Genomic DNA, 17,687 nt, shown 5'->3' with positions numbered 1-17,687 from the left:
GACTTACTTTCATACTAGCTTTTTTCAGAACATAAAAAAGAGGAGGAAGCAGGAATATATTTTGACCGGTATCAATTAAGATTTCTTGGGCTCGGTCAAATGATAACTTTCACGAACCATATCATGAATGTCAGGTATTGATAACTCGCCATCGAGATAAACCGTGTTCCAGTGTTCTTTATTCATATGATACCCCGGTTGTACATCTTCAAATGTATTTCGCAACGTTCCAGCATGATCAGGATCACATTTTAAATTGATACACAAACGATCCTTGTGACGGAAGATCAGAGCAAATATCTTTTTATTTCCCTTATGTCGAATCGCTGTCCAACCGTCACCAAATGGATGGTCTTCATAGGAGTCTGGATACGACAAACAGTGTTTTTCAATGTCCTTTATATTCATATTGATAACCTCGTTTACTTTTTAATGTTTGAATTCGGCCCTAAAATCTGAAGGTTTGCAGCCCGTTTCCTTTTTGAAAAATTTACTGAAGTGTGTGGTCTCCTTAAAGTTAAGTTTTTCTGAAATTTCACTAATGGAGTAATCCGTATGAACAAGCAATCTCTTTGCCTCTAGAACAATTCGAGCAGATATAAATGCTTTGGCACTCATCCCAGTAGCCTTCATTGTTGCTCGAGTTAACGTTTTTTCTGTGCAGTTCAAATGAATAGCGTAGTCACTGACATGACCCCACTCAGTAAAGTGTTTTTCCACAAGCTTCTGAAAGGATCTGAAACGCTGTGATATTTGAGATTTTGATTCTTGAATGTATTTTTGTTTATGCAGAACATTAAGCCAAGCCATAAAAGCATAAAGCTGATACCGTAACAGCATATGAATATCATCCTCTGTCCCTATAATCGATGCGTCCTGTGCCATTCTTACAATTGAATCAACCCCTCGAGATAACTCGGTATCGTTTAGAGTCAGAATTTTTGGTAACCTTTCCATGTCAAATGCTAATTTATGTTCGTTAAAAGTCGAAGTCGCAGGAATAAGAAATTCAGAACGAAACAGAATGATCCAACCTTCCCAATCCTCATCGTGCCCAAAGTTATGAACTTGACTCGGGGATACAGCAATTACAGTCCCTGGTTGACATGAAATCGGTTCGAAGTCTATCCATTGATTACACTTTCCCTGAGTTACACATATAAGCATATAGAATTCATAGCGATAAGGTACATACATTCTTCCTTCGGGCGTACGTTCTTTTAAGTCAGAGAAGCTAAAAATTTCTAAATCATATGTATATGGTAATGGTGGTTTATACTTCAGGGGTTCTATATTTACTTTCTCATTTGGTTTGGGAAACATAATGTACATTTCCTTTCCGTTGTGTTTATATAAATCATGAAATGTCCGATATATGTCATTTTTATTCCTCATTACGCCTTTATTCCCAATATAAAATGACCTAAAATGATCATACCATCTTAATACTGATTATGAAAAGCAGCTGAGGTGAAACGTGGAGATTAATAATACGATAGCTAAAAAAATATTGAGTGAAACCAAAGGAGAGTCTACAGTCGGGTTTACTCACTCACTTAACCCTTATAGCGGTTGTGCTTTTGGATGTTCCTACTGTTATGTGAGAGAAATGCCGATTCAAAAGTACAAAGATATCCCCTGGGGAGAATGGATCAACATTAAAATCAATGCTGCCGAAAACTATAAAAAAGAAATCAAAAATCTTCGCAGGAAGAATAAATCAATTAACATTTTTATGTCTACTGCAACAGATCCTTACCAGCCTATTGAACGCAAAGTAGAAATGACAAGAAAGATATTAAGGGAGATGATTGAATCTCCGCCTGATTTCCTTCAGATCCAAACAAGAAGTCCTTTGGTGGAAAGAGATCTTGATATCCTATTGAAGCTTCAGGAACGTTGTGAGTTACTAGTCTCTATGACGATTGAAACAGATCGAGAAGATATAAAACGCACTTTCTCACCTTTTGCTCCTGGAATCAATCTCAGATTAAAAAGTCTCAAAAACATCCACACTGCAGGAGTCCCAACTCAAGCTTCCATATCTCCTCTATTACCGTTCACCCCGGATTTCCCTGAAAAGTTAAAGGGGATTGTTGATCGAATTTACATTGATTCACTTAACATTGGCGATGGTTTAAAAGGGAAGCGATCGGAGCGTTTAGGGATGCCTCTATTATTTCAAAAGAATGAGCTTTCTAGATGGTATCAACCCGAGATTCATTTGAAGAGTATCCCATGAAGGGGAAAGTGTGAAAATCGATCATGTTAAATGGTCAAATGTGAATTGGGCTATATAATAAATTTTTAGTTAAGGTGAGTGCAACTACTATGACACAACACAAAAAATTGTTTGAGAGCGTACAGATTGGGACTAAATTATTGAAGAATCGTGTGGGGGTTGCTCCTTTGACGCGTACTAGTGCTACACCGGAGGGACTAGCTACTGAGCAGATGTCTAAGTATTATGCTTCTTTTGCTAGGGGCGGTTTCGGCTTTATTATTACAGAGGGAACTTACACGGATGAAGTGCACAGTCAGTGTTATTTTAATCAGCCAGGCTTAGTGAATGAAGAGCAAGCTGATGCTTGGAAACAGGTAGTAGATGCTGTTCATGAAGAAGGTGCATTAATCTTCGTTCAACTCCAACACGCTGGGGCCATATCGCAAGGCAATCGTTTTAAAACTACTAATCTTGCTCCTTCGGCGGTACTTCCTAAAGGAGATCCGTTGTTCTTTTATGGCGGTGCAACATCATTCTCAACTCCACGCGCTGCCACAAAATCGGATATCGATGAAGTTATCCAAGGTTTTGTAAACTCAGCAGTACGTGCAAAAGCCATAGGGTTTGATGGGGTAGAGATCCATGGCGCGAACGGATACTTACTAGATGAGTTTTTGACTGATTATACAAATCTGCGGACGGATGAATACGGGGGAAACCCTGAAAACCGAGTTCGGTTATTGGTTCAAGTAGCCAATGCAATTCGAGAAGTAGTTGGGGCTAGTTTTGTGGTAGGTATTCGAATTTCACAAGGTAAAGCTAATGATTATCTGCATAAATGGTCTGGAGCAGAAGAGGATGCTAGGGTGATATTTAGTGAACTAGGAAAAACGGAGTTAGATTATATTCACATCACTGAATATCAAGCATGGCAACCGGCCTTTTCTCAGGGTGAATCGCTTGTTAAACTAGCTAAAAAGTACTCTGGAATTCCAATTATAGCAAACGGTCAACTTGAAGATCCCGATAAAGCATCTGATATGATTGGACAAGATCAAGCTGATCTTGTTGCCTTAGGAAAAGGTGCCCTTGCTAATCATAACTGGGTAAATAAAGTACAACGTGGAGAGGCATTATCAGAACTGGATGATAAAGTTTTGAGACCTGATGCAACCATTAAGGATTTTGAAATAGATCTCTAAAAATCAAAAACAGTAGTAGTTAAGGATCAAACAAATCCGATAACTACTACTGTTTTTATTTTAAGGTAGTTTGTTAATTATTATTCTTTCGTCAATTTGTAGCTTTCATCAAGCAACTCCATTATCTTTTTCTTTGTTTGCTTGTGTAGCACTACACTAATCCAATGTTCTTTGTTCATATGATATGCAGGTAAAAATCCTTCTTCTTTTTGGAGTGATCCAACGAACTCAGGCTTACACTTTATATCCAAGATATCTACCTTGTCATCTCCATCTAAGTTAAGCTTATTTTTCTCTACATTCATAATTAAACCATACCACTTGTCATTTTCGTCATGACGGAGAACTGCATAATCAGGAAGTTTATCCCATGGGTAGTCTGGTGTTGTGTTGTACTTCTCTTTAACATGTTCGAAAATTTCTTCTCTTTTCATGATATCCTTCCTTTCATATACGGTGGATCAATTATTGATGTAACAAATCTGAGTATAAAATATTGAGTATTGACTATCTCTAGCTATTACCACTACTGATCAGAATTAAATCACAGAATTCACCGTAGGAGAAATGAGTTTGATTAATTAGATTCAGCACAAGAATGGATACATTATGATCTATTTCACGATCAAGGAACCGGACTAAGTGCGCAGGATCTTTGAATTTAAAATGGAACCCTTTCTATCTTTCCACGTTGTTTATAATGAGCAATTGTTTCTTAGTTAACTGGGTAAAGTGGAAAATAGAAGGGAGGCTAAAGCAGAATGGAATTCAAATTTGGGGACGCTTCTATACTCATACCTCCTTTACACATAACGCTGATCGCAATATTAATTATTTTCCTATTAGTAAGATGGAGCAAGCAATTAGAAACAAGACGATTTACGGTTTTCTTTTACTTTATGATTAGCGCTTCCATTACTCCAATTTTCTCCCGTGGTACAAGGGATGGTGTATTTGAGCTATGGATTCCCTTAGGATTTTTAGTGGTTATCTTTTACTTGTTTCGAAGCAAAAGAAATCATCCTTCTAAAATGAAAGCGAGTATTTTAGGACTTTCCATTGCAATATATCAGTTAATTCTTCAATATAACGGGACAGGATAGTTCAATAAGAACAAATAAGCAGCCGCTCAAGCGATTGGTTGCTTTTTCTTTTAATTTAACGGTCAGATTATTTCCAATATGTGATAAAATTAGAACAATATTAATAGTAGTCTTAGTTAAATTTCCATTGTAATGATGAGACAAGCCTTCTCCTAAGGAAGTGAGAATATATACATATGTGTGTCAGGATCATTAGTTATATAGAAGAACGCTGTAGCAATACTTAGTACATAAGGAGATATCTACTTCAAGGAGGGTTAACTTACAATGCACTATGACGTAATCGTAATTGGAGCAGGATCGATGGGGATGGCGGCAGGTTATTTTTTAGCAAAGAGTGGGAAGAGAACGTTATTATTAGATTCTTTTAACCCCCCTCATAATAGAGGGAGTCATCACGGAGACACAAGAATTATTCGGCATGCATACGGCGAAGGTGTAAAATATGTTCCGTTGGCACTTAAAGCCCAAGAATTGTGGAATGACTTAGAGAAAGTAACAGGAAAACAATTATTTCTCCCAACAGGGGTTTTAAACGTAGGTTACGAAAATTCGGATTTTATTCAGAATATCATCTCAAGTTCAACAACCTATTCATTGGCACTGGAGATTCTAGATTCTAATGAAGTAAATAAGCGTTGGCCGGGCATTAGTTTACCGGAGAATTACATTGGTTGCTTTGAGCCAACATCAGGAGTGCTGAAATGCGAGGAATGCATAGATGCATATCGAGAACTCGCAGAGCAGAACGGTGCTACCATCATAACCAATAGTAAAGTGCAAGAAATATCAGTTCATGATAAAAGAGTTACCATCAAAACCGATGATCATACTTTTAGTGCCGATGCATTAGTGGTTTCAGCAGGAGCCTGGTCTGGAAGTCTTCTTTCCATGCTGGACTTAAACCTCCCTCTAAATCCAGTAAGAAAAACATTTGCTTGGTTTGATGACAACGAAGATGTATATAATCAAGAAAATTTTCCAGCCTTTGCGTTTGAGACATCTCAAGGAATTTTTTACGGTTTTCCAAACATCGATGGAGCTGGATTAAAAGTAGGCCGGCATGATGGAGGAGAAACAATCAACCCAGATGAACCCATTCTGGAATTTAATGAACTAGAGAAAGATGCGACTGATATAAAACAATTTTTACAACACTACATACCTTCTACACAACAAATGAAGTATGGTAAAACCTGTATGTATACAATGACTCCTGATGAAGATTTCATTATCGATTTACATCCTACTTATTCAAACGTTGCCATTGCATCCGGCTTCTCAGGACATGGCTTTAAATTTAGCAGTGTAGTTGGACAGATTTTAAGTGAATTGATTATATCAGGAAAGACAGAACAGAATATTTCTCCTTTTTCAATCCATCGATTTTCATAAAACAGCTTTAAATATCTGAACAATATAGGTGAACAAAAATGAAATCCAAAGAAGACTCCAAAACCACTGCTGAAGTGGAGCTGGAGTCTTCTTTAGGCTGTGTCAAGTCATTCGTGCTTCAAGCCGCCGTGCCACGATGGACAACGTGTAGTTGATGACGAAGTACAGTACGGCTGCGAGTAGCAGAGCAGGGATGACGTAATCGAAACTCTGACCACCGAGGATCTGCACGTTGTGCATCAACTCCGGCAGGGAGATGATGATCGCAAGTGAAGTATCCTTCAACAAGGAGATGAACTGACTCACCATCGGAGGCGACATACGCCGTAAAGCCTGGGGCATGATGATACCGCCGAGTGTCTGCATGTAGCTCAGTCCAGAGGAACGAGCCGCTTCCACCTGACCGCGTTCAACTGATTTGAGTCCACTGCGGACAATTTCAGCGATCATGGCGCCTTCAAAAAGACTAAGTCCAACAACCGTGGACCAGAAGACGGACATTTTGATCCCCAGTTGGGGCAGCACGATATGAATGAAGAAAATGATCAGCAGCAGCGGCAGATTCCGGATGATATCCACGATGACCGCCACAATCTGTGACAGGACGGGAATGCGGGTATATCGAACGGTACCGAGCACCGTACCCAGTACAAAGCTGAATACAATCGATAAACCTGCCACTTGCAGGGTGATCAGGAATCCTTGCAGCAAGAAACGAAGGTTGGGCCATGCGTAGGCCCCGCTAAAGTCCATAATCATCGGCCTCCTTCTGTAGTAGGACAAGGTTTAGGATGAATGTCTGTTTTACATGGTGACCTGACCCGCTTTATTGTTCTTTTTAGGTTTGACTTTGGAAAGGCTGGCATCAGCATCACTTTGCCCGAATCGGCGTTCCATATAGTGAACTAGGAAGCTGAGCGGCAAGGTGAGCACCAGGTAGAACAGCGCAACAATGGTGTAGACGCTCAGCGGCAGGAACGTATCTGAATTGATCAGATCGGCAAAATACATCAGATCCATGCCAGCCACGACCGCAAGGATGGATGAGTTCTTGACAAGATTGATAAACTGGTTGCCAATGGACGGCAATACAATCTTTATCGCTTGCGGTAAAACGATCAGGTTCATGGCCTGTACATAGGACAGACCGGAAGATCTCGCGGCCTCTAACTGTCCACGAGGGACCGTCTGAATACCCGCCCGGATTGCTTCCGCAATGAATGCAGCTGTATAGATAGTCAGACCGAGTGTACCCGAGATGAATCCATCGAGTGAAATACCCAGTGCCGGTAATCCAAGATAAAAGAAAAACACGACAAGCAGTAGGGGGATGTTACGGATAAACTCCACAAAAGCCGTTCCGATCCAGTTGAGCGGTTTGATGGGGGATATCCGAAAGATGGCTATGATTGCACCAAGAATAAAGCTGCCAATCAAGGCCATGATGCTCACCTGGATGGTATTGAGGAACCCTTCCAGGAATCGATCTGAGTGTTTGATTAGTACGTTGAAGTCCAATTTGCCCATGCTCGCGAAGCCTCCGTTCTCCAGAGGTAGAAACAGCGACTAACGCCATGCCCATGCACAGCATAATACAGGCGAAGTCGCCGTTTTAACCATCATTAATCGGGGTTACTCGGGCTTGCTGCCAAGCCATTTCTCATGCAATGTATCATATTCACCGCTGTCCTTCATGCTTTTAAGCAGACTGTTCACCTCTTCGACGAAGGCAGTATCACCTTTGCGAATCGCCATGCCGTAAGGTTCACTCGTGAAATTTCCACCAACCAGCTTGTAGTTGTTATCCGTCTGCTGCATGCCGATCAAGATGATGTTATCGGTCGTTAGAGCCTCGCCTTTACCTGCTTTGAGGGCTGTGAAGGCATCCTGATAATTGTCGTATTCGAGTACCTCGGCACTCGGGGCTTTTTCGCGAATGTTTTGCGCAGAAGTCGAACCTTTGACGGCAAGTACCTTCACACCGCTGAGACTTTCCAGACCTGTAATCGTGCTGTCATTTTTCACAAGCAGGGACTGCCCGGCTTCAAAATAGACATCGCTGAAATCCACTTGTTCCTTGCGTTCATCCGTAATCGTCATCGTAGCGATGATGAGATCAATATCACCGTTTTGCAGCATTGGAATACGCGTTTTGGACGTTACTTCCTTCAATTCTACCTTCGTTTCGTCTCCAAGAATCTGTTTTGCGAGTGCCTTGGCAATATCAATATCAAATCCTTCGACTTCGCCGCTTGCGGGGTCTTTCAAACCGAATAATTTGGTGTCGTATTTCACGCCGGCAATGAGCTTGCCGCGCTCTTTAATCTGTTCGATCGTGCCTTTGGCTTCGGTATTCCCACCAGAGCCACCGCTGGCGCCACAACCAGACAATACAAGGGATAGAATCAAAACGAACATAAACGACGGCCACTTCAATACATTTTTCATTTGGTAAAGACCCCTTTCAAAATGGATTATTCTCAGTGGTGAATCAGACGGCTCAGGAATTTCTTGGCCCGTTCTTCTCTTGGGTTGTCGAAAAATTCAGCAGCAGAGGCTTCTTCTACAATTCGTCCTTCATCCATAAAGATGACTCGGTCTGCGACCTCGCGGGCAAAACCCATCTCATGTGTAACAACGACCATCGTCATCCCGTTGTGGGCAAGAGACCGCATAACATCCAGAACTTCCCCGATCATTTCGGGATCCAGCGCAGAGGTGGGTTCGTCAAAAAGCATGATCTTCGGCTCCATAGCGAGACCTCTTGCAATGGCTACACGCTGCTGTTGTCCGCCGGACAACTGGGAAGGATAACTATCGGCCTTGTCAGCAATGCCTACTCGGGTCAGATACTTCATCGCTGTAGAGGCTGCCTGCTCTTTGGGTTGTTTACGCACCTTCATGGGTGCAAGGGTAATGTTATCGATGACTTTTTTGTGAGGATAGAGATTGAAGTGTTGAAATACCATGCCGATGTCACGGCGAAAGAGGTTGATGTCCACCTTTTTCTGATGTAAAGGGACACCACTGACAACAAGTTCACCTTCGGTAATTGTCTCGAGACGATTGATGCAGCGGAGCAATGTACTTTTGCCTGAGCCAGAAGGGCCGATAATGACAACGACCTCTCCTTCTTCAATGTGAAGATGAATATCTTTGAGGACATGAAAATGGCCAAAATGCTTCTGTACACCTCTGAATTCAATCAAGAAATCCCATCCTTTCTGCTACGTCTGTTTGAAAAGGAATATGAAGGAATGAATTGGAAGTTATTTAATCATACATACTCATTCTGCTAAAGGCAATTCTTTTGTTATAAAATATAACATTGTTAATAAGATTCATAGAGAGAAGCCTGTGAACACGTTGAATATTTTATATTTGAGTGAACTCATTGTGATATTTACTCCCATAATATGAATCTATTCTACTGTTACTTCACAAAAATCGGAGCACATATATAGAGTATACTGGAAGGGATGTTTACTTTATGACTCTGAGCTTAAAAACAAATAACATCAAAACTTAATTGTACGGGGCAATAATACGTAGTCTTATGCCCTATGGCATTGATATGACAGAGCGAGAGAATGCGCTTACCAGTAAGTGCTGCAATATTAAAGACAGTCCAATTCAATTACAGGTAGAGAGGTTTTCTGAACGATAGGTACATATTACTTCCTACTTAAGAGAGGAGAAGGTATTGAATCCATATGAAAGCTTATGAAGTGAGTTTCCCTGTCATCTTTACACCAGATGATCAGATTACGGATTATGGAGCGGTAGGGGGTGGCTTGACGGATAATACTGATATGTTTCGACTGGCTGTAGCAGCTTGGAAGAAGCAGGCGATGGTAAAATTGTCATTCCTGCGGGTATTTGGCTATCTGGCTAATGGGTCCGGTTGTTCACCGCATCCGGATTAAACTTCATGTTCAGGTGGGAGCTCACGGGTAGGGGGTTTGGGATGGCGATAGTCAGGTTGAATTGAAATTGTACGGCAACGGGAATGAGCTTGAAAATGAAAAAGTGCTCGTGCTAGGTATGGATGTTGCTGCTAGGCACTCGCCGCAGATACTATATCTATAAATGAACAAACAAAATCCCGATCCAGGTACGTTTGCATCCGAATCGGGATTTTTTGAGGTATTCTAGCCTAATTGTATGTTGTGTATGTTAAGGTTAAAAGTTAAAGTTGTCCGGATCGGAACCAAAGCGCTTATTCTCGTTCAATTGATTAATGCGCTCGATATCTTCCATGGTCAGCTCAAAATCGAATAGGTCCGCATTATCGCGAATGCGCTGTGGTGTAACGGATTTAGGTATGGTGACTATCCCATTTTGCAGATCCCAACGTAGAATGACCTGTGCCGGTGACTTGCTGTACTTGGCAGCGATGTCCTGAAGAAGCGGATGCTCCAGCAGATGTCCCTGACCAAGTGGAGACCAGGCTTCAATTTGGATTTGATGTTTACTGCAATACTCCCGAAGCTCCTTTTGGGTCAATAGTGGATGTAGTTCCACCTGATTCACAGCGGGTTTAATCGTGCTATCTGTCATCAGGTCCTCCAGATGGTGGATCTGGAAGTTACTCACCCCAATGGCACGGATGCGTCCTTCCTTATGCAGTTTCTCCAGCGCTCTCCATGTATTTTTGTACTTGCCTTTGACAGGCCAGTGGATCAGATAAAGATCTAGATAGTCCAGATCTAGTCGTTCCATACTTGCTTCAAAAGCTGCAAGCGTGGATTCGTAACCTTGGTCTCCGTTCCACACTTTGGTGGTAATGAACAGATCCTCGCGAGCGATTCCGGATTCACGAATACCTTGAGCTACACCCGTTTCATTGTTATACGCTTTCGCTGTATCGATACTGCGATAACCTGCCTGAATGGCCGTTTTGACGGCTTCAACCACTTCTTCTCCATCCTTAACCTTAAATACACCAAAACCCAGCCAAGGCATTTTAACTCCGTTATAAAGTGTTGTTGTGTCCTGCACATGTTTCATGGTCCGAAATTCCTCCTCTGATTTGATTCATTATTCAATTATTCAATTATGTAATCACTCTGCTGAATGTCAGCCAATTGGTAATAGATGGCCGTCTGTACTTAATTATACTAGAATATTTTTGGTAATAGAAAGGGAATACGACCATTTTGATTGGAAAAACCCATATTTTATCTTTTTAAGACGTGTACGAATGGATATAGCGCTCACTACGATGGAAGATAATCAGGACGATGTGTAATTGACAGGATTGAATGCGAAAATTGTGTAAGGCTTAGCAAAGCTACTGGAGAAAACATAATTATAATAGAGATCTGATGCAAATATAGTTGAATTGGGTAATGTGAATTTTGTAAATAAAACGCTTAAAAACGATGCTAACAGCCGATGTGATCATAATGATTTTGTACTATGATGCAGATATGTAAACCATTAATGAATAGAATAGGAGATTGATATGAGGTTGAAGCGACGACTCGCATGTATATTTTACTTGACTGTACTAACCACTTTCATTTTGGGAGGGTGCCAGGACATGAAGCAAAGTGATAAACAGGTCTATTTTAAAGAAGCGGAAGAGGAAGCAGTAAAATATCTGAAAAACAAATATGAACTGGATGTCGTAATCACGAATAAAGAATTGTTACCTGAGATGGCACTCGATTCTATTGCTATGGAAGGACATGTTGTTGAACAGGAATCACAAGAATTTACGATCTCGTATGACTATGCGGATAAAAAAATCGAAAACTTTGGCATGAGTCCAGCAATTAAAAAAGTAATTATAGCTAAGGGTTATGATCCGTTTAGCGAATAAATCATACATAGAGGGGCACTGCTCTAGTACCTAAAAAGGGGGGGGAATTTAATTATGAATAATATAATAAAACCTTTACTTATTGTTCTATTAAGTGCAATTTCTATTATCGGATGTAGCGAAGATATGAAAATCTGGAGGGCCCAAAGTGAAAATTGGAGTGCTACTTTTCAAGGGGATGGGGTATATACAATAAGATATATAGGTGAAGAAGAGAACGTTGAGAATATTTCATATCTATTAAAAAGTGATACGGGTCTAACAGCAGATGGTAATATGGAAGATTTGGGATCAAGAAATGAAGTTAAGGTCCAGGTAGTTACAGATAATATTATCAGTAATAGGTCAATACTTCTAACAATTGAATGGAACGATAAAAAAGAGGAACTGACTTTAGAGTGACATTAAAATATTGATAACTCTAGCCATAGTAATGGTTATCCTAATTTCAAATACGTTACGAAGTTTATAAAAAGTTGCTAAGAATCGCACCTTTGGATATGATAATTTAATACTTATATAGTTGTAATTGATGATAAAGGAAAGTGAGATAAGCGAAATGATTGCAAAAACAGAAGAAGACTTTAATGGTTTGAAGGAAATCGGGAAAATTGTTGCTTCTATTCGAGATGAAATGGTACAAAGAACCGTTCCCGGCATAACGACCAAAGAGCTTGACGATATAGCTGAAGAGCTTTTTAAGAAAGAAGGCGCAGTTTCAGCTCCAAAAAGTGAATATGATTTTCCAGGCTATACTTGTATTAGTGTTAATGAAGAAGTGGCACATGGAATTCCAGGAGATCGGGTTATTCGCGAAGGGGATATCGTAAATATAGACGTTTCCGGTTCAAAGAACGGTTATTTCGCCGATACAGGAATCTCATTTGTAGTTGGCGAAGGAGATGAAATGCTAACTAAAATATGCGATGTTGCCAAGAAAGCATTTGAAGCTGGTCTTAAAAAAGCAAAACCTGGCTCCAAAAAAAGCGGAATTGGAAAAGCAGTATTCCTAACAGCAAAACAGAATGATTTAACGGTCATCAAAAACCTTACAGGACATGGTGTTGGACGTGCGATACATGAAGCACCCGACCATATTTATAATTACAACGATACGACGGATGATGAGTTATTAAAGGAAGGGATGGTTATCGCATTCGAACCATTTATCTCAACCTTAGAAGAAGAAGTATTCCAAAAAGACGACGACTGGACTTTTGCTACTAAAAATAGCTATGTAGCTCAGATCGAACATACGATTATCCTTACTAAAAATGGTCCAATTATCGTCACACTTTAATAAGTTCAAGAGGCCGATTCCAATCCGGAATCCGGCTTTTTTTGTTGTATTTGCTTGGCAGGGAAATAACCATTTTTTAGTGCAAGTGGTTTAGTCGTTCCTTGACAATCAGTATCCAATCCTTTAAATTGTATGCATGTGCATGTATATAACCTGATAAGTGGATGCATACATCTATCTTTTTACATATCATTGCTACTGACTAATATTCAATCGGAGGTTAATTAAATGTCTTATTCAGAATCTGTACAACCATTATTCCGTCCATATACTCTAGGAAACCTTACACTATCGAATCGTATAGTGATGGCACCAATGACGCGAAACCTATCTGTTGATGGAGTTCCTGGCCCAGACGTAGCAGCATATTACCGCCGTAGAGCAGAGAATAACGTTGGCTTAATCGTAACGGAAGGCACGGTTGTTAATCACGCGGATGCATCTTATCAAGAAAATGTTCCCTTCATTTATGGTAAGGAAGCATTAGAAGGTTGGGCAAACGTAGTTTCAGAAGTACATGAAGCAGGAGGAAAAATCATTCCTCAAATTTGGCACATGGGCGCTAGAAAAAACGTTAATGATTATTCTGAATCTGAAGTTGTTGAGATCGTTAATGCTTTTGCTCAAGCAGCTTCTAATGCAAAACGCACTGGGTTTGATGGCATAGAAATACATGGTGCACATGGCTACTTAGTTGACCAGTTCTTCTGGGAGAAAACAAACGAACGCACCGATCGCTATGGTGGCAGCCTGGTTGCGCGTACACGTTTTGCTGAAGAAGTTATTAAAGCTTGCCGCGATGCAGTGGGACCTGACTTTACGATTATACTGCGTATTTCCCAGTGGAAGGAGTCAGACTTCACCGCTAAACTAGCTAAGACTCCTGACGAATTAGAACAATTTCTCACACCACTAGTTGAAGCCGGAGTGGATATTTTCCATTGTTCCACCCGCCGATTCTGGGAGCCAGAATTCGAAGGATCCGATTTGAATCTTGCGGGTTGGGTGAAACAAATTACTGGAAAACCAACAATCACTGTTGGTTCGATTGGCTTGGATGGTGATTTCATATCACTATTCAGAGAAGGTAAAGGTGCTGGTAACGTAGGAATTGAAGATTTAGTTAAAAAATTAGATAATGATGAATTTGATTTGGTTGCCATCGGTAGAGCCTTGTTAGTAGATCCGGAGTGGGCAACTAAAATTAGAGAAGGACGTTTGGATGATTTGGTTCCATTCACATCTGAATCGCTTAAAACACTATATTAATCGAGAAATATACTATGTAAAAAAGACTGGATAATTATCCAGTCTTTTTTTGTTCATATATACTAAAAAACTAGTCTCTTCTTACGGGAAACATTATTATTTACTTTCCATTTATCAGCTTCTTTTAAAAGATAGATTGTTCCTTCTAGATCTAAAGTTTCTTCGCCCAATGAAGCAGTGCCAGTATAATTAAGTTCAATTTGCGTCTCATTTGCATTTCTTTCGGTAAATTCAAGATTAGACAGGCTTTCTAATTCAGCAGTTTTATATTTTCCCGCTACTTCCATAGCTTCTGATACTCCAGATGAAATCTCCGTCGTCTCTGAGCATGCAGAAATCACCAAAATCAGTACGAATAGTACAGAGAGTAACCCAACAGATCGTTTTTGCTTAATCATAAATTTGCTCCTCTCGGGATGTTAATATATCTATATAGAAATGGATTCTCTAAATGAAAAGGAGCTTGATTAAAAATGTTATATAGACTAAATGAAAAAAATCTAAACTTTTTGAATCCATTAGATGGATCAGAAGTTAACATTGATTTAAGTATGTTTCAAAACTTAGATAACTTTCATTTTATTTTAAGTAAAAATAATTCGCAGATAGCTTTTTCTGGAATAGTTGATGGAGTCAAAAATATGTATGTGATGAGCTTACATGATAAGAAGAATTGGCGTAATATTTATCAGGGGCAGCTTCATGATTATACTTGGCTTACTGATTTTGAAATAATAATCAATACTGGCAAGGAAATTTGTAAATTAAACGTAGATAATGGAGCATTAAAAATGCTATACAAGTTCTCCAGGATTAATATGGCGCCATTGAGCATGCTTGTAAATGAAGATGGAACAAAAATCATGGCAGTAACTGTACATAATAAACCATTCGTTTATGACTTAATCAATCAGGAAGTAACTAAAATACCTTTCAGGATAACTAATTATTGTTGGATTAATAAGGAGGAAATTCTGTATTCGAATCTAAATGGTATTAAAAGATTTAATGTCGTAACAGGGAAGAAATTTAATTTTATCACTACCATCAAAATGCTTGAGAAAATCCCGGGGTTTTCAGAGATCTTTGAAGGAGTTCATTTTAATGAAATGAATATAGATATAACTGAACCAAAATTATTTGGAAATCAAGTGTTCTTCAAGCTATCAATATCCCGAAACGTTGGGGAGACTATAAGCGCTGTACTATCTGTTGATATAAATCTGTCAAAAATCGAAAGAAATTACTTGTGTCAAAAAGGCCTTTTTTCATTTTATGAGCCTATGTTAGATGGTAAGGTAATTTCAATACTGGGTATCCCAGAAGAAAGAGAGAGCACAATATTAATCCATAATAAAGCAACAGTTATCAATTACAAAGGCTATTATCCCAGCCCTAACATTTCTATTCCTACAAGATCTTTTCCTTACCAAGGTTATTATGAGTCTTATTAACCTTAGTTACCAAATCATCTCTTTTTTCCAGACTAACGGGAATCGATAGTTGATTAAGATAAGAAGGCAGCGGATTAATGTGATCGGCTGCTTTTTCTTCACGCTAGTAATCAGTTTGTTGCAACCAATTCCATCCAATTTTCGTCTTTACATTATCGGGAGGGAAGTGCAATGAAAAAGATACTTTGTACGTTGCTTCTTTTATTTCTTTTAATAACGGGATGTAGTACTGATCATTCTGATTCTAACATGGTAAATAATACGGAATTAGCGAAGGGTGTTAAGCAGAAAACCGAAATGCCGTTAAAAATGCCAACAGATTTCAATTTTATGGTTAGCTTCGGTTATGGTGAAGTAACCAAGAATGTAATAGACACTTATACGGGAACGGTAACGAAAGATTTGATTACTCAAGGCTCGGCAACAGCAAACATCATATTTACCACAGATGAATTACGAGAAATATACGACAAAATGAAAACAATAGACATAATGGGACCGAAAAAGTCATCTAAAGAAGAGGGTTGTTTCAAAACGCCAAGCAACGAAGATAAGTGGAAGATAACTGTTGATGGCGAAACAAAGATTTTTTCGTGGACAGACCAGAATTGTAGAATGACGGAGGATGCGAATCAATTACTAGAATTAAGAATCTACATCCAGCAGATGGCCCAGGAGTCGGAGGCTTATAAATCTTTGCCTGAAGCCGAAGGAGGCTATGACTAAAGTAAGGGGGAACTGGATGGTAGCGACTCCATTCTCATTGAACTAACGCTGAATAATGAAAGCGCTTTTCGAAAATGATGAAGTAATGATACAACGCTATCAATTAACTGATCCTTACACGAACACCTTGGAGGGTATGTAAACTATTGAAAGGCATAGCGAATTTATTTGGTGGTGATCGCATGAGAAAGGTGAATTTTCTGAACATTCTGTTACTTTTCTTTATTATTGGGTGTATAGGAAGAGAAGTAGGCTTGGATAAGGATGAGTATCTTGAAAGTTTTGAGGCTTCTCTTAAAAGTCAAGGAATGGAAGTAAGACAAGTACAACCGTCGACAAATGCAGTGATGGAAAATGTAGTTCCTTATAAATTTAATATCAAAGAAACCGGCGAAGAAGAAGATGCCATTTTTATATATTTTTTTGAAACTTCAAGTCAAGTTGAGAATGCCGTTAAAAATGCAGAGTACACCATTACTACATTAACTAAAGTAACAGAGTATAAACGAGGAAACATTCTAGTTGTTCATTATGCATTTGACGGTTTCACAGAAAAATATGGTTCTAAAATCAAAAAAGCAATTTGAATTTGAGGAGGAAACGATGAACAACGATAAAAATAAATATTTAACCATATTTCTTATTATTGGATTTAGTAGTGGGGCTTGTGTAAGCTTGATTGTAAGTAGTTTCTTAGACCTTAACATAGGTATCAGTATATCACTCGGGGCAGGTTTTGGAATGTTATTAGGCATTGTGATTGGTTCCTTAATAGATTATGAACGGCAGAACAAGGATAAGTAAATTCGAGATTTTTTTATAATTTAATATTCACTATCCAAGCAGTTAGTCTATATGATTGACTGTTTTTATATTGCCCGTATGTGAAACATCCCGCGTTATTTCAAAAAGTGCGATTTTTTTTAATAGCGATATGTTTTTCTTTAGTCGGTGTAGGTTGCAGTAAATCGGCTGGAAAGAACGAGTACCTTATTCCAGATGGTTATATTGGGTGGGTTCACATCGTATATGACCAATCAAAGCACCCAGAGATTAAGAAGGAAGATGGCACATCTATTTTCCGGATTGGAAAGGATGGCATCCTTAAGGTTGAACTGAACCCCGAATGGTAGACACTTAAAAAGTGACTACCATTCGGGGTTTTTCTATTTTCTTTCTAGAAAAGT

At 39.3% G+C, this 17,687-nt stretch carries 23 protein-coding genes; 14 read left to right on the top strand and 9 right to left on the bottom strand.

Annotated features, from left to right (window positions below; all coding sequences use genetic code 11):
• Positions 1 to 75: 75 nt before the first annotated feature.
• Together H9647_RS23495 and H9647_RS23490 are read right to left on the bottom strand one after the other, a co-directional pair.
• A complete protein-coding gene (locus H9647_RS23495; RefSeq protein ID WP_191804616.1) occupies positions 76 to 408 on the bottom strand; it encodes an MmcQ/YjbR family DNA-binding protein in 333 nt (110 codons plus the stop codon).
• A gap of 21 nt (positions 409 to 429) precedes the next feature.
• Positions 430 to 1,323 carry an AraC family transcriptional regulator gene (locus tag H9647_RS23490; RefSeq protein WP_191804613.1) on the bottom strand — a complete coding sequence of 298 codons (894 nt, stop codon included), beginning with the start codon at positions 1,321 to 1,323 and terminating at the stop codon, positions 430 to 432.
• A gap of 154 nt (positions 1,324 to 1,477) precedes the next feature.
• Between H9647_RS23490 and H9647_RS23485 the strand changes: the two genes are divergently transcribed.
• On the top strand, positions 1,478 to 2,242 hold the full coding sequence (locus tag H9647_RS23485; protein WP_191804611.1) for an SPL family radical SAM protein: 765 nt from the start codon (positions 1,478 to 1,480) through the stop codon (positions 2,240 to 2,242).
• An 89-nt stretch (positions 2,243 to 2,331) separates the two neighbouring features.
• Complete coding sequence (locus tag H9647_RS23480) at positions 2,332 to 3,426, top strand: oxidoreductase (RefSeq protein ID WP_191804610.1); 1,095 nt, start codon at positions 2,332 to 2,334, stop codon at positions 3,424 to 3,426.
• 80 nt (positions 3,427 to 3,506) lie between these two features.
• Here the strand turns inward: H9647_RS23480 and H9647_RS23475 are convergent, their stop codons facing one another.
• Positions 3,507 to 3,863 carry an MmcQ/YjbR family DNA-binding protein gene (locus H9647_RS23475; protein ID WP_191804690.1) on the bottom strand — a complete coding sequence of 119 codons (357 nt, stop codon included), beginning with the start codon at positions 3,861 to 3,863 and terminating at the stop codon, positions 3,507 to 3,509.
• 324 nt (positions 3,864 to 4,187) lie between these two features.
• On the opposite strand from H9647_RS23475, the gene H9647_RS23470 reads away from it, so the two are divergent.
• Positions 4,188 to 4,529, top strand: coding sequence for a hypothetical protein (locus tag H9647_RS23470; RefSeq protein WP_191804608.1), 342 nt, complete (start codon positions 4,188 to 4,190; stop codon positions 4,527 to 4,529).
• Positions 4,530 to 4,796: 267 nt separating this feature from the next.
• Positions 4,797 to 5,924, top strand: a complete 1,128-nt coding sequence (solA, locus tag H9647_RS23465; RefSeq protein WP_191804606.1) for an N-methyl-L-tryptophan oxidase — start codon at positions 4,797 to 4,799, stop codon at positions 5,922 to 5,924.
• A gap of 102 nt (positions 5,925 to 6,026) precedes the next feature.
• On the opposite strand, the gene H9647_RS23460 is transcribed toward solA, so the two are convergent.
• The 4 genes from H9647_RS23460 to H9647_RS23445 form a co-directional block, all read right to left on the bottom strand.
• Positions 6,027 to 6,677, bottom strand: a complete 651-nt coding sequence (locus H9647_RS23460) for an amino acid ABC transporter permease (protein WP_191804604.1) — start codon at positions 6,675 to 6,677, stop codon at positions 6,027 to 6,029.
• Positions 6,678 to 6,728: 51 nt separating this feature from the next.
• Entirely contained in the window at positions 6,729 to 7,451 is a 723-nt protein-coding gene (locus H9647_RS23455; RefSeq protein ID WP_191804602.1) for an amino acid ABC transporter permease, read from the bottom strand.
• 105 nt (positions 7,452 to 7,556) lie between these two features.
• Complete coding sequence (locus H9647_RS23450; protein ID WP_191804600.1) at positions 7,557 to 8,372, bottom strand: transporter substrate-binding domain-containing protein; 816 nt, start codon at positions 8,370 to 8,372, stop codon at positions 7,557 to 7,559.
• A 32-nt stretch (positions 8,373 to 8,404) separates the two neighbouring features.
• On the bottom strand, positions 8,405 to 9,133 hold the full coding sequence (locus H9647_RS23445; protein WP_191804598.1) for an amino acid ABC transporter ATP-binding protein: 729 nt from the start codon (positions 9,131 to 9,133) through the stop codon (positions 8,405 to 8,407).
• Positions 9,134 to 9,637: 504 nt separating this feature from the next.
• On the opposite strand from H9647_RS23445, the gene H9647_RS23440 reads away from it, so the two are divergent.
• On the top strand, positions 9,638 to 9,850 hold the full coding sequence (locus H9647_RS23440) for a hypothetical protein (RefSeq protein ID WP_191804596.1): 213 nt from the start codon (positions 9,638 to 9,640) through the stop codon (positions 9,848 to 9,850).
• A gap of 256 nt (positions 9,851 to 10,106) precedes the next feature.
• On the opposite strand, the gene H9647_RS23435 is transcribed toward H9647_RS23440, so the two are convergent.
• Positions 10,107 to 10,934, bottom strand: coding sequence for an aldo/keto reductase (locus tag H9647_RS23435; protein ID WP_191804595.1), 828 nt, complete (start codon positions 10,932 to 10,934; stop codon positions 10,107 to 10,109).
• A 535-nt stretch (positions 10,935 to 11,469) separates the two neighbouring features.
• On the opposite strand from H9647_RS23435, the gene H9647_RS23430 reads away from it, so the two are divergent.
• The 4 genes from H9647_RS23430 (at position 11,470) to H9647_RS23415 (ending at position 14,320) form a co-directional block, all read left to right on the top strand.
• Complete coding sequence (locus H9647_RS23430) at positions 11,470 to 11,751, top strand: hypothetical protein (protein WP_191804593.1); 282 nt, start codon at positions 11,470 to 11,472, stop codon at positions 11,749 to 11,751.
• A gap of 54 nt (positions 11,752 to 11,805) precedes the next feature.
• A complete protein-coding gene (locus H9647_RS23425; protein WP_191804591.1) occupies positions 11,806 to 12,153 on the top strand; it encodes a hypothetical protein in 348 nt (115 codons plus the stop codon).
• A 157-nt stretch (positions 12,154 to 12,310) separates the two neighbouring features.
• Positions 12,311 to 13,051: a type I methionyl aminopeptidase gene (map, locus tag H9647_RS23420; protein WP_191804588.1), complete on the top strand. Its 741-nt coding sequence runs from the start codon at positions 12,311 to 12,313 to the stop codon at positions 13,049 to 13,051.
• A gap of 228 nt (positions 13,052 to 13,279) precedes the next feature.
• Positions 13,280 to 14,320 (top strand): NADH:flavin oxidoreductase, encoded by a 1,041-nt coding sequence (locus H9647_RS23415; RefSeq protein WP_191804586.1) that lies wholly within the window; start codon positions 13,280 to 13,282, stop codon positions 14,318 to 14,320.
• A 62-nt stretch (positions 14,321 to 14,382) separates the two neighbouring features.
• Here H9647_RS23415 and H9647_RS23410 read toward each other — a convergent pair whose 3' ends face one another.
• Positions 14,383 to 14,718 (bottom strand): hypothetical protein, encoded by a 336-nt coding sequence (locus H9647_RS23410; RefSeq protein WP_191804584.1) that lies wholly within the window; start codon positions 14,716 to 14,718, stop codon positions 14,383 to 14,385.
• A gap of 75 nt (positions 14,719 to 14,793) precedes the next feature.
• On the opposite strand from H9647_RS23410, the gene H9647_RS23405 reads away from it, so the two are divergent.
• The 5 genes from H9647_RS23405 to H9647_RS23385 all read left to right on the top strand — a co-directional run bounded on the left by H9647_RS23405 (position 14,794) and on the right by H9647_RS23385 (position 17,633).
• Entirely contained in the window at positions 14,794 to 15,774 is a 981-nt protein-coding gene (locus H9647_RS23405) for a hypothetical protein (RefSeq protein WP_191804582.1), read from the top strand.
• A 171-nt stretch (positions 15,775 to 15,945) separates the two neighbouring features.
• Positions 15,946 to 16,500: a hypothetical protein gene (locus tag H9647_RS23400; RefSeq protein ID WP_191804580.1), complete on the top strand. Its 555-nt coding sequence runs from the start codon at positions 15,946 to 15,948 to the stop codon at positions 16,498 to 16,500.
• A gap of 146 nt (positions 16,501 to 16,646) precedes the next feature.
• On the top strand, positions 16,647 to 17,087 hold the full coding sequence (locus H9647_RS23395) for a hypothetical protein (RefSeq protein WP_191804578.1): 441 nt from the start codon (positions 16,647 to 16,649) through the stop codon (positions 17,085 to 17,087).
• Between the two features lie 16 nt (positions 17,088 to 17,103).
• The gene (locus tag H9647_RS23390; RefSeq protein WP_191804576.1) at positions 17,104 to 17,304 is read left to right on the top strand and encodes a hypothetical protein; all 201 of its coding nucleotides are present in this window, start codon (positions 17,104 to 17,106) and stop codon (positions 17,302 to 17,304) included.
• 107 nt (positions 17,305 to 17,411) lie between these two features.
• A complete protein-coding gene (locus tag H9647_RS23385; RefSeq protein WP_191804575.1) occupies positions 17,412 to 17,633 on the top strand; it encodes a DUF6843 domain-containing protein in 222 nt (73 codons plus the stop codon).
• Positions 17,634 to 17,687: the final 54 nt, after the last annotated feature.

This window comes from Paenibacillus gallinarum (assembly GCF_014836635.1).
Lineage (GTDB): Bacteria > Bacillota > Bacilli > Paenibacillales > Paenibacillaceae > Paenibacillus > Paenibacillus gallinarum.
This window is presented reverse-complemented; position numbering and strand designations above follow the sequence as displayed.